General features: G+C 52.9%; 11 protein-coding genes. 4 read left to right on the top strand and 7 right to left on the bottom strand.

What is annotated here, in order from left to right:
* Window positions 1–74 precede the first annotated feature (74 nt).
* Window positions 75–380, top strand: coding sequence for a helix-turn-helix domain-containing protein (locus tag BUA28_RS14865; protein ID WP_256598345.1), 306 nt, complete (start codon window positions 75–77; stop codon window positions 378–380).
* A gap of 113 nt (window positions 381–493) precedes the next feature.
* Here the strand turns inward: BUA28_RS14865 and BUA28_RS14860 are convergent, their stop codons facing one another.
* Window positions 494–1,387, bottom strand: a complete 894-nt coding sequence (locus tag BUA28_RS14860) for a hypothetical protein (RefSeq protein WP_072768904.1) — start codon at window positions 1,385–1,387, stop codon at window positions 494–496.
* A 190-nt stretch (window positions 1,388–1,577) separates the two neighbouring features.
* Window positions 1,578–2,147, bottom strand: coding sequence for a GTP cyclohydrolase I FolE (gene folE, locus BUA28_RS14855; protein WP_072768903.1), 570 nt, complete (start codon window positions 2,145–2,147; stop codon window positions 1,578–1,580).
* Window positions 2,148–2,555: 408 nt separating this feature from the next.
* On the opposite strand from folE, the gene xth reads away from it, so the two are divergent.
* The gene (xth, locus tag BUA28_RS14850; protein WP_072768902.1) at window positions 2,556–3,359 is read left to right on the top strand and encodes an exodeoxyribonuclease III; all 804 of its coding nucleotides are present in this window, start codon (window positions 2,556–2,558) and stop codon (window positions 3,357–3,359) included.
* Here xth and recN read toward each other — a convergent pair.
* Together recN and BUA28_RS14840 are read right to left on the bottom strand one after the other, a co-directional pair.
* Window positions 3,330–5,024, bottom strand: coding sequence for a DNA repair protein RecN (recN, locus tag BUA28_RS14845; protein WP_072768901.1), 1,695 nt, complete (start codon window positions 5,022–5,024; stop codon window positions 3,330–3,332). The two genes, xth and recN, sit on opposite strands and share 30 nt — an antisense overlap.
* Window positions 5,025–5,034: 10 nt before the next feature.
* Window positions 5,035–5,919: an NAD kinase gene (locus BUA28_RS14840; RefSeq protein WP_072768900.1), complete on the bottom strand. Its 885-nt coding sequence runs from the start codon at window positions 5,917–5,919 to the stop codon at window positions 5,035–5,037.
* A gap of 382 nt (window positions 5,920–6,301) precedes the next feature.
* Here BUA28_RS14840 and hrcA point away from each other — a divergent pair, with 382 nt between their 5' ends.
* On the top strand, window positions 6,302–7,321 hold the full coding sequence (gene hrcA / locus BUA28_RS14835; protein WP_072768899.1) for a heat-inducible transcriptional repressor HrcA: 1,020 nt from the start codon (window positions 6,302–6,304) through the stop codon (window positions 7,319–7,321).
* 183 nt (window positions 7,322–7,504) lie between these two features.
* Window positions 7,505–8,608, top strand: coding sequence for a ferrochelatase (gene hemH, locus BUA28_RS14830; protein WP_072768898.1), 1,104 nt, complete (start codon window positions 7,505–7,507; stop codon window positions 8,606–8,608).
* A 217-nt stretch (window positions 8,609–8,825) separates the two neighbouring features.
* On the opposite strand, the gene BUA28_RS14825 is transcribed toward hemH, so the two are convergent.
* The 3 genes from BUA28_RS14825 to secD form a co-directional block, all read right to left on the bottom strand.
* A complete protein-coding gene (locus BUA28_RS14825; protein ID WP_072768896.1) occupies window positions 8,826–9,494 on the bottom strand; it encodes a DedA family protein in 669 nt (222 codons plus the stop codon).
* Window positions 9,495–9,568: 74 nt separating this feature from the next.
* Window positions 9,569–10,501 (bottom strand): protein translocase subunit SecF, encoded by a 933-nt coding sequence (secF, locus tag BUA28_RS14820; protein ID WP_072768894.1) that lies wholly within the window; start codon window positions 10,499–10,501, stop codon window positions 9,569–9,571.
* Window positions 10,502–10,555: 54 nt separating this feature from the next.
* Window positions 10,556–12,400 carry a protein translocase subunit SecD gene (secD, locus tag BUA28_RS14815; protein WP_072768893.1) on the bottom strand — a complete coding sequence of 615 codons (1,845 nt, stop codon included), beginning with the start codon at window positions 12,398–12,400 and terminating at the stop codon, window positions 10,556–10,558.
* Window positions 12,401–12,441: the final 41 nt, after the last annotated feature.

Below are 12,441 nucleotides of genomic sequence, written 5' to 3'. Positions count from 1 at the left end.
CTGGAATGCTTGCAATGCCTCGGACAAAAACAAAATGAAGAGAACCATCGATTAATGATGGAAGTTTGTTAAAGATGAGGTTTTTCAGGGACGACCAGCTATTGACCTGTTATCTGCACGAGGCAGTGCAGCGTGTTGTTCTGAGTAAAGGTCCGCTCCCTTTGAAACGGATCAGCCTGACAGAAAGGGAAAAGGAATGCTTATTATGGGCGGCCGAAGGAAAAACCGGCTGGGAAATAGGCAACATCGTCAACATATCGGAACGTACGGTCACTTTTCATCTTCAGAACGCGGCCCAAAAAATGGGGGTGGTCAACCGCCAGCAAGCCATTTCCCGCGCCCTTTCCATGGGGCTTATCGAGCCCTGCACTATTATATAAGTCCCTGTTGGACAGGCTCCGCGCTGTCCTCAGGGATGGGAAGTGCTTTTGTAACTTCGCGAATAACAAGCTGTAACCGAACCTTCGAACCTCGGAACTCCTTCCGGTATGCCTCAGGCCTTGCAATATGAGGGAACCCAGCTGCGTTCGATCATATGAGCGGGCAGCTCGTTGAAATCAAAAGAGACGCCATCCTTGATCATCTGCTCGACATCCAGCAATTGACCGATTTCGGGTATATCTTTAAAAAACATCGTATAAAAAGGTTTAACCAGTGCTTTGGAAATTCCCATTCCTATAGGACCGACAAAATTCCTTCGTTGACCCACATGCGCTACTTCATCAATTGTAATCTCATCCAGCAGCTCTTTTAGGCGGTTACAGACTTCAGGTTCTTCAGCCAATATCTCGTCAAACAAGCGGTATAGGTGGCAATAAAAAGTGACGCCCATCAGTTCGGTAATAAAAGCGGGCGAGTCCTTCAAGAATCCCGGAACTTTCGGAAATTGCTCGTAGATTTTTTCCTTGATCGGCCCTAAAGGTACCCACTCCACCTTATCCAGGCCGCACGTGCATAACATTTCGTTAAAAAGGCGTACATGGCAAAATTCTTCGGCTAAATGCATGCGGCTGATTTTTTCTGTTACCGTATATGAGTGCGCCATATCAGGAATGACATCCCACGCGCCTTTTATTCCCACCCATTCGTGTCTCGCGAATTTATAAATGCACGTCAACATCAGCGTCATGCGATCCATCGATCGGGGATCATCCTGCATCTCGACATAATTGCGGTAAAACGCTTCAGGATTGGCAAGCGGCCGACGCAATCTAATAGGATGCTCCTGAAAATGCTTAAGCCTGGCACGTTTTTTCTCCAGATCCTTCGCACTTTCAAAAAGTTGACCGCCATGCTGCTGAGTAAATTCCCAGTAATTTTCAAAATTTTCTTCCCTTTCAAGCTTGGTCGCCGGTGTGAAAATAGACAAATATTTAGCCGTCGTCATACGCTTTACGCTCCAGTTGGTTCCGCACGAGATTCACTCATGCAGATAATTAGAAAATTAAATGATGGATAAGTGTTATAGCGGCGCCATGGCTTCGTACTCTTCGGACCATGTGTCCTACTGCCTTGTAATTCAACGTTGCGAACAGGGATATTAGTGCGGATTTTCAGGACCGCTGCTTTCACAGAAGTTACTCGGCCAGCGCCAGAAACTCGGCTCGTTGAGCAGCGTTTGTTTTAAGATCGCCAAGCATTGCCGAAGTGACGGTCTCTTCGCCGGCGACGGCGATCCCCCGCGATTCCATGCACATGTGGCGGCAGCGAATAATCACACCGACAGCCTTGGGCTGAAGATGCTCAATCAGGGACTGCGCAATTTGCTGGGTCAAACGTTCCTGAACCTGCAAGCGTGCAGCAAAACAATTGACCAGTCGTGTCAGCTTCGATAACCCAACGATGTGGCCGCTGGGAAGATACCCAACGGTTGCGTGACCGAAGAAGGGAGCAAGATGGTGCTCGCAATGCGAGTACACCGGTATTTGCCTGACAACGATTAGCTCGTCATAACTTTCGCCGCCATCGGCAAATGTCTTCAGAATCGCTGCCGGGTCCTGTTTATAGCCGCGCGTCCAATGAGCCCAGGCCCGCGAAATGCGGCCTGGCGTTTCAACCAGGCCCTGGCGTGATGGGTCTTCACCTATCGAACGCAATAGCCGCCGCCAATCGGCTACACCAAATTCCGAGTCGTCTGAAGTATTCATAATAGGCACGGCTTTGTTGGAAAGGGAAGCGGTGCGCTATAAGCGCCAATATCGACCGTATTCCTGCTAAACATCGGCACCAACTCCCGTTAAAGAGACGCGCATAAGTGCGGCTCGAAAGAGCACCACGAGTAAATCCTGAATGTAGCGGGCGAGGCATGCGATAGCCCCTGGGAGCTCAGTGAGGGGCCGGGGCAAGTGTCATGAGTAGCCGCGCTCAGCGCAACATGCCTAATTCCATAATAGCACAACATAATTGGAAAACTTTGAAATAAATCTACGGTGGAGCGCATGGCGATCAAGCCAGCAAATCCAATGATCTATTCGGAATCATCAACGCATCGTGCGATGATTTGCGTGAGGGCTATTTGTTGCGAGCCGCTCTCGTAAATTTGATAAAATGGACGCATGAAAATTGCGACATGGAACGTAAACTCTCTCAAGGTCCGCCTGCCGCATGTTCTTGACTGGCTGGCATTGTATCAACCAGATGTGCTGTGCCTGCAAGAAACGAAGCTGCAAGACGAGAATTTCCCGATAGAAGCCATTGCGGCAGCTGGTTACCAAACGCTCTACAGTGGCCAGAAAACTTATAATGGCGTCGCTTTACTCAGCAAACAGCCGGGAAGCGAAATTATCACAGCCATACCCGCTTTCGATGATCCTCAAAAGCGCGTTCTCGGGGCGGTTTACGGCGATGTGCGGGTAATCTGCATCTACGTCCCCAACGGGGAGAACGTCGAGTCCGAAAAATACCAATATAAGCTGATGTGGCTGGCCGCCCTCAAGGATTGGATTCGAGACATGTTAAGCCAGCATCCGAAACTGGTGTTGCTGGGCGATTTTAATATCGCACCGGAAGAGCGCGACGTACACGACCCAAAGTTATGGGAAGGGCAGGTTCTGTTCAGTCTGCCGGAGCGTGAGGCATTTCGTGACGTGCTCAGCCTGGGCCTCATGGATAGCTTCCGCCTATTCGAACAACCGGAAAAATCCTACACCTGGTGGGACTACCGCATGATGGCCTTCCGCCGCAACATGGGTTTGCGGATAGACCATATTCTATTAAGTAAAAACCTTGCGGAAGTATGTACCGCGTGTGTTATCGACAGAGCAACACGCAAACTCGAAAGGCCTTCCGATCATGCACCGGTAATGGTGGAACTAGGGGATTTGGTTCAATCAGCCGGTGCCTTCTGCCCCGGCGGCTAGCAACATTTCGGCGGCGTGCTTGCGCGTAGTATCAGTTATTTTTGCACCGCCCAGCATTCGCGCAATTTCCTCGACCCGCTCCTGCTTTCCAAGCACAGCGATGCGGCTCGATACGTTTCCTGGGTTCGCGGAATCGGCTGATTTGGTGACCTGCCATTGGTGGTCTCCCGCCGACGCAACCTGGGCCAGATGGGTTATACACAATACCTGGCGCTCCGCGCCAAGTTTTTTCAGCATCCCCCCCACCATCTCTGCGACTCGGCCACCGATACCGGCGTCCACCTCATCGAATATAAGCGTGGGCGTCACGCCGAGCTTGCTGGTGATGACGTGTATCGCCAGGCCGATCCGCGATAATTCTCCGCCTGACGCGACTTTTGCCAATGGCCGCAATGGCAGGCCCTGATGGGCGGAAACCTGGAATTCGATTTGCTCCATACCGTTCGCATTGCCTTGCTCGAGCGGGGCCAGCGTTATCGAAAACTCTCCGCCTGCCATCGCAAGGGTTTGCATGGCAACGGTAACCTGCCGGGCAAGCGTGGCCGCTGCGCCTGCCCGCCCGGCACTCAATTTTTTTGCAAGCTCGAGATATTCATCTCTGGCTGCCGCCTCTTGCCTCGCCAGCGACTCGCCATCTTCCTTGTGGCCCAGTTCTTCCAACCGCTCGGCGACCGTCCTCAACAGTTCCTGCAACTGATCGGGAACAATTCGGTATTTTCTGGCCGTAGCGTGAACAGCCGCCAAGCGGGCTTCTATTTCCTGCAAACGTTGGGGATCCAGATCAAGACGCTGCTGATAACGCCCAAGTTCATACACACCTTCCTGTAACTGGATTTGCGCCGGTTCGAGCAAATCAAGCACTACTTTGAGACTACTATCGCACTCAAGTACCTGACCCAGGCGCACAATGACCGCATTTAGCTGCGAAAGCGCAGCGGATTGGCCCTCCGACAGGGTTTCGAGTCCCATCTGCGTCGCCTCCAGCAAAGCGACCGCATGGGATAACCGGCTGTGCTCGGCTTGCAACGCTTGCCACTCATCAGGCAAAAAATTCAGTGCGGAGATTTCGCTTGCTTGCCACTCCAGTTGCTCGCGCTCCTGATCGAAAGCGGCCGCGTTTTGCTCCCGGGACAGGCGCAGCCGATGAAGCCCCTGCCAATGCCGGTAAGCTTCTGCGACAGATTGCGCCAATTGCCGATTGCCTGAATAAGCATCGAGAAGCTCGCGTTGCGCTTCCTTGCGCAACAATGACTGATGTGCATGCTGCCCCTGGATATCCACAAGGTGCTCACCAACCGTATGTAATTGCTGCAAGGTGGCAGCGCGACCATTGATAAAACTGCGGGAACGCCCCCCGGCATCCACCAACCGGCGCAGCAGACATACGTCGCGGTCGTCATCCTGATTTTCGAATTCGTTTTCGCGCAACCATTCCGCGAGCTTTGGCAGTCCGCCAATATCGAACTCCGCGCTGATTTCAGCGCGGTCGCAGCCATTGCGAACCACACTCGTTTCGCTACGCTCGCCCAGTACAAGCGAGAGCGCATCAATCAGAATGGATTTTCCGGCGCCGGTTTCGCCGGTAAGCACAGTGAACCCGGGAACAAACTCCAGTTCCATACAGTCAACAATGACAAAATTCCGTATGCTCAGAAATTTTAGCATGCTGAAAGGCTCATATCTGGTTTCTGGGTATGCCGCTCCAGCCAAGCTTCTCGCGGAGCATACGGTAGTAACTGTGATCTGAAGCATGCAGCAATGTTACGGTATGAGGAGAGCGCCGCACGACAACCTTGTCATGTTGCCTTAAATCGTAATGGGAATGGCTATCGGAATGCACACGCGCGACTGCGGTACGATGCATCAGGATTTCCACGACGGCGTCCGGCCCGACAACGATGGGACGGTTGCTCAGCGTATGGGGACTGACCGGAACGAGCGCAATCAAATCAAGACTGGGGTGAAGGATAGGGCCGCCCGATGACAATGCATAAGCGGTAGAACCAGTCGGGGTCGCGACAATCAAGCCATCCGAACGCAGGGAGTATACGTATTCACCATTGATATGCACCTCGAACTCGATCATGTTACCGCCAACGCCTCGATTTACCGCCACATCATTTAATGCCAGAGCACTATATGCCGGGACGTTATCGCTGACCACCTCAACGTACAGCAACATGCGACGCTCTTTGAAATATTGGCCATCCAGCATCGAGCCCAGTGTTTCGAGCATGGAGTCAATCGAAAGGTCAGTAAGAAAGCCGAGCCGGCCCTGGTTGATGCCGAGCAACGGAACATTGAAAGGTGCTAACTTTCGTGCGATATTGAGCATCGTGCCGTCGCCACCCAGGACTATCGCCAAATCAGCACGCACACCGATCTCCTCCATGGTCATGGCAGGGTATCTTGCCTCTGCCACGACAGCAGCCGTAGCTTGATCCAGGAGAACTTCCAGATTGCGCTTCTCCATATACCTCCCCAGGCTCAACAGCGGAGCCACGATATCGGGATTTCTATGCTTGCCGATCAAAGCTATTGTTTTAAACGAAGAACTCATCGCTACATTAAACTGAAGAATAGGTGAAACCGCTGATAAAGCCGACCTTTGATATAAAACATTACTTGAGATTAAACCATATCGGCACCGAGGTGACAAAGTATTCCAGCCCCGTTATTGATATATTCAGTGCAACGATCACTGCGAATATTGGCTGAAAGACCGCTTGCGGGGAGAGGTTGTGCGGATCGCCGCAAAGCGTACCCGAACGGAATTTTTCTGCAATTGAAGATAAAGCGATATCTATCAGTTAGAGAATTGAGAACTGCCAAGTAATGTTGTACGTGTTGGCGTCTTCAGGATTACCCATGCCCTTCCTGTACCGCTCGGAGCGGTAGACTCAATTCAGCCGGTAGAATGAATCCTGGTGTAAAATAATAGAATGCTAAATCAGCGCGCCAAAATCCTGCTAAAGACTCTGGTCGAACGGTATATCACCGAAGGTCAGCCGGTAGGTTCTCGCTCGCTCTCCAAGTTTTCCGGCCTTGATCTGAGCCCCGCCACTATTCGAAATGTGATGGCGGACCTTGAGGAAATGGGTTTTGTCGCCAGTCCCCATACCTCCGCCGGCCGCATACCTACTCACCAGGGCTATCGTTTTTTTGTGGATACGCTGCTGGTGGTAAAGCCTCTGGATGTCATTGAGATCCATCAGCTTCAAGATCAGCTCCATCCGGACAATCCTTCACGATTGATTAACGCGGCTTCCCAACTGCTGGCGGAATTGACACGCTTTGCCGGGGTGGTGGTGGCGCCCAAGCGTAGTACGGCTATATTTCGCTATATCGAATTCATGACCTTGTCGGAAAAGCGCATTCTGCTCATTATCGTGACGCCGGAAGGGGATGTGCAGAACCGGGTGCTTTTTACGGACCGAACATACAGCCAGGCCGAATTGACGGAAGCAGCCAATTTCATTAATCAGAATTATGCGGGTTGCGCCATCGATGAAATCCGCACTCGCCTCCAGAGCGAACTGAAGCAATTGCGTCATGATACGACCCATCTCATGACCGCCGCTATCGAAGCGGGAGGGGCCGCAATCAAGGAAAACAGTGAAAACGTGGTCGTGGCGGGCGAGCACAAGCTGCTTGATGTGCATGACTTGTCGAGTAATACAACCAGCCTGAAGAAGCTGTTTGATCTCTTCGAGCGGAAAACCGCGTTGTTGCAGTTGCTGGAATTCAGCCGTAAGGCGGAAGGTGTGCAGATCTTTATCGGCGGGGAGTCCGGTGGCGTGACCCTGGATGAGTTCAGCATGGTTACCGCACCTTATGAGGTGGACGGAAAAATCGTAGGCACGGTCGCTGTGATCGGACCCACGCGGATGGCTTATGAACGAGTCATTCCGATTGTGGATGTGACTGCAAGGCTGCTTTCCAGCGCGCTATCGCAACATTAGCCACTTCACCACTTTCACCCACTTTACCCATTAGTGAAGCCGCGCCAAAGCATACCTGAACGCGTGTGAGTCATTCAGCCGTTCCTGCGATACGCTGCCGCCAACAGGCGCCTATAGTAGAACCAGTAGAGCCGAAGAAGATATCAACAATGCAGTTTTGTTTCTGATGAGAATTGGAATATCTTGATAGCGCCCGAACCTGCCTACCACCACGGTACGCCAAGCCAGACAGGCATTTTACTAGTCAATCTCGGTACGCCTGAGGCGCCCACCGCAGAGGCCTTGCGCCCGTATCTCAAGCAGTTCCTGAGCAGTCCGCGCGTAGTGGAATTTCCGCGGTGGGCATGGTGGCCGATCCTGAACGGCGTCATACTGAACACGCGTCCCAAAAAATCGGCTGAAAAATATGCGTTGATCTGGATGCCGGAGGGCTCCCCGCTGAAAGTTCATACCGATCGCCAGACCGGTCTGCTGCGCGATGTGCTGGCAAAACGCACCGAGCGGGCGCCGATAGTCGAATATGCAATGAGTATTGGCAGTCCCTCCCTCGCCGAGGTGCTGAGGGGGATGAGGCAGAATGGCTGCGAGCGCATACTGGTGCTGCCGCTCTACCCCCAATACGCCGCAAGCAGCACAGCCTCCGCGTTCGATGAAGTATTCGCGCAACTGGGGAAGATGCGCAACACCCCTGCACTGCGCACTGTGAAACATTATCATGATCATCCCGGCTATATTGCCGCGCTGGCACAGAATATACGCGATTATTGGGCTAAAAACGGCCGCCCCGACAAGCTGGTAATGAGCTTTCACGGGGTACCGCGCTCAACGCTGGATAAAGGTGACCCCTACCATTGCGAGTGCCAGAAAACCGGGCGATTGCTGGCCGAGGCGCTGGAATTGCATGCAGACGCGTACCAGGTTTGTTTTCAATCCCGTTTTGGCAAGGCTGAATGGCTAAGACCCTACACTGCGGCTACGCTGGAGCATCTCGGTAAGCAAAATACCGGGCGCGTGGATGTCGTCTGTCCCGGTTTTGTTTCCGATTGCCTCGAGACACTTGAAGAAATCGCGATAGAGGGGAAAGCCATTTTCACCCAGGCTGGAGGCCATGAGTATCATTATATTCCCTGCCTGAACGAACGCGATGACTGGATAGACGCATTAGCCGACATCGCTCTCGCTAATCTACAAGGTTGGCTGGGGCTGGAGAACGCAAAAGAAGAAAACGAGGAAGAGAAGCGGGCCCAGTCGCGGCAGCGCGCACTCGAACTGGGGGCGAGTGATTAAAGAAGCTCCCATGCGGCACAATCCGCTTCGCTTGCCGGTTTGCATCTGCCTAAGCTTGAATTAGCTTAAACCCGGCTGTTAGTAGCAGCTTATTTTGCAGCTCACTTGCCTGCTAGGCGCTATAACCCGAAACCCGTAAGGATTTTTGGCGCCCCCTGAACCTCACCTTCTTGGTGACCTTGCTACAACTCCGGCTTCCGGTTGAACCGCGCTACTCTTATCGCTTGGCTGGCGCCTCTGGCGCCCTGCGATTTCCAAGCCAATTACGCACGAATTGAACAATACCTGGAAGAACGGAAATAATGATGATGCCGAATATGAAAAAGGTCAGGTTGTTTTTCACTATGGGCACATTGCCAAAGTAAAATCCGCCGAATACGAAAAAACCGATCCAGAAGACGCTGCCGAATGCGCTGTAAGCCATGAAACGAGGGTAGATCATGCGTCCTATGCCGGCCACAAAAGGCGCGAAAGTACGAATAATGGGTAGAAAACGCGCGAAAATGATGGTTTTACCACCATGCTTCACATAAAACTGATTCGTTTTTTCCAGATGCGCGCGATTCAATAAGCGCGAGTCTGCTCTGGAAAATATCCTGGGGCCGAAATAACGCCCTATCCAGTAATTGGTATTGTCGCCGCAAAATGCCGCGAGAATGAGAAGCGCGGCCAGCCATTGAACGTCCATTGCACCGGTTGCGGCAATCGCACCCGCCACGAACAGCAGTGAATCACCCGGCAGAAAGGGAGTCACGACCAGTCCTGTCTCACAGAAAATAATCAGGAACAGAATAAGATAAATCCAGTTGCCGTAATTCTGAACCAGCCAGATGAGATGCTTGTCCAGATGCAGGATGATATCGATGAAGGCGGCGAGAATTTCCAAGGGAAGCCTTAAGTAGGACTGGGACGAGGCTGAGTTAGGGCAACCGGATGAGGCTGGTTTAACTTGTGTTTGAATCAGGGCAGCGCTTGTACCTCTTCCTTCTTTTCAGGTCTCACAATATCCTTGCGCGACACCCCCAGCAACACGAGGATGGGGCTTGCCACCAATACCGAGGAATAAATGCCGAACAGAATGCCGATAGTAAGCGCGAGTGCAAAATTATGCAGTGGTTCGCCGCCAAACAGGAACATTGAGATCACGACCATCTGGGTACTGCCATGAGTAATAATGGTGCGCGACATAGTGCGGGTGATCGCGTTGTCTATGACTGTGTTTACCGTAGCCTTGCGCATTTTACGGAAATTTTCCCGTATGCGATCGAATATCACCACCGATTCATTGACGGAATAGCCAAGAATGGCCAGGATAGCGGCCAATACCGTGAGGGAGAATTCCCATTGGAAGAATGCGAAAAATCCGAGAATGATCACCACGTCGTGCAGGTTCGCAATAATACCGGCAACCCCGAACTTCCATTCAAAACGCACCGCAAGATAAGCGACGATGCCGAGCGAAACCAGTAACAACGCCAGCGCACCGTTTTCCACCAGTTCCTTACCCACTTGCGGGCCCACAAACTCCACGCGCCGCAACTCCGCTGCTTCGTCATCCTGGCGCAACGCTGCTATCACCGTTTCGGACAGCTTGGCACTGGACATCTCCGGCTTGGCCGGCAGGCGTATCAATACGTCCCGCGATGTACCGAAGTTCTGCACGCTTGCGTCGGGCATTCCCATTTTGACGAGCGTGTCCCGTATCCTGGCCGTGTCCGCAGGATGGGAATAGGCCACCTCCATTACGGTGCCGCCGGTAAAGTCCACGCCCAGATTCAACCCCTTGGTGACGAGAAAAAATACCGCTACGACAAAAGTCAGCAACGAAATGGTGGTGGTATATTTCCCCCAGCTCATGAAGGGAATGTCGCGCTTGATTCTGAAAAATTCCATGCTGACCCTTATCTCCCTGAAGGAATGTATGTTCCCGCTCTGCTCATACGTGTATTAGCGCTTATCGGTAGCCGGCTTCCAGATCTGCCCGATAGAGACCCGCTCCAGCTTGCGGCGGCTGCCATATACCAGATTGACTATTCCTCGCGATACCATCACCGCGCTGAACATTGAAGTGGCGATGCCTAGACACAGCACCACGGCAAAACCCTTGACCGGGCCCGAGCCAAACGCGAACAGCGCAATTCCCGCAATCAAGGTCGTAACATTGGAATCGAGAATAGTGCCCCAGGCCCGCTCGTATCCTGCGTTGATCGCCGCTTGCGGTGACAAACCTTCCCTCAGTTCGTCGCGGACACGTTCATTGATCAGTACGTTCGCATCGATTGCCATGCCAAGGGTGAGCGCGATCGCCGCCATGCCCGGCAGCGTCAGCGTGGCCTGCAGGATCGAAAGGAGGCCTACCAGCAGAAGCAGGTTTACGCCCAGCGCGGTCACCGAAATAAAACCAAACACAAGGTAATAAATAGTCATGAAGACGGCAATCGCAAGAAAGCCGTATAGCGTTGAATTAAACCCACGTGAAATATTGTCGGCGCCAAGGCTGGGGCCTACCGTTCGTTCCTCGATGATATCCATCGGCGCGGCCAAAGCACCGGCACGCAGCAGCAACGCCACATCCCTGGCCTCTTCAGTCGTCATCCGCCCGCTGATCTGCACTCGTCCACCGCCGATTTCTTCGCGGATCACGGGTGCGGTAATAACTTCAGCCTGATTCTTTTCGATCAGCAAAATAGCCATGCGCTTTCCGACATTATCGTGGGTCAACTGCCTGAATATACGCGCCCCATTGCCGTCGAGATCGATGTGTACTGCCGGTTGACTGTTGTTGTCGAACCCGGGTTGGGCGTCAGTGATGCGATCACCCGTCAGCACCACCTGCTTTTTCACCAGTACCGGACCGCCGCCACGCTCAGTGTAAAGCTCCGACCCGAAGGGAACCTGCCCGCGCAGTGCCGCTTCCAGGTCGCGGCCCTCATCCACCATGCGGACCTCCAGTGTGGCGGTACGTCCCAGAATATCCTTGGCCTTGGCGGTATCCTGCACGCCTGGCAGTTGCACAACCACGCGGTCCACGCCAGCCTGTTGAATGATGGGTTCGGCTACCCCCAGCTCATTGACGCGATTGCGCAGCGTCGTGATGTTTTGTTGTACGGCGGAGCTCTGGATGCGCACCTGCGCTTCTTGCTTTATATTTGCTATCAAATAAAACTCGGCACCTACATTCTCTTCGCGCAAATCCAGATCTGCGTAGGTGTTGCTGATTTCCGCTTTTCCTTGAGCGCGCGATTCGGTATTACGGAACTTGACAGTGATTTGAGAACCCTGCTTGTCAAGGCCGGCATAGGAAATCTTTTTCTCCCGCAGGCTGCCGCGTATATCCGCGCTATAACGGTCAAGCGCCTTGGAAAGTGCGCCTCTCATGTCCACCTGCAGCAGGAAATGGACGCCGCCGCGCAAATCAAGCCCCAGATACATAGGCAATGCCCCGATGCTGGTCAACCATTGTGGGGAATTGGAGAGCAGATTCAGCGCGACCATGTAACCGTTACCCAGCAAAGACTGGAGCGTATCCCTGGCCTTGATCTGCGTGTCGGTATCTGCAAATCGCACTTTGACGCCGCCTGCTTCAAGAAACATTCCATCCACGGGAAGGTTCGCTTTCTTCAGCGCATCTTCAACCCGTTGCAGTAGCGCGGTATCCGCCTTGGGCGCGGTACGTAGCGGCGAAATTTGTACCGCCGGCGATTCGCCGTAAAAATTCGGCAGGGTATAGACCAGCCCCAGCAGTATCGAAACCGCGATAATCAGGTATTTCCAGGAAGGGTAGCGGTTCATTTTTTTGAGTGAAAGGCGGGAAACAGGAAATAAGGGAACTA

The organism is Nitrosospira sp. Nsp11 (assembly GCF_900142705.1).
Classification (GTDB): Bacteria; Pseudomonadota; Gammaproteobacteria; order Burkholderiales; family Nitrosomonadaceae; genus Nitrosospira.
Note: the sequence above shows the minus strand (reverse complement) of the source record. Positions and strands in the feature narration are given on the sequence as shown.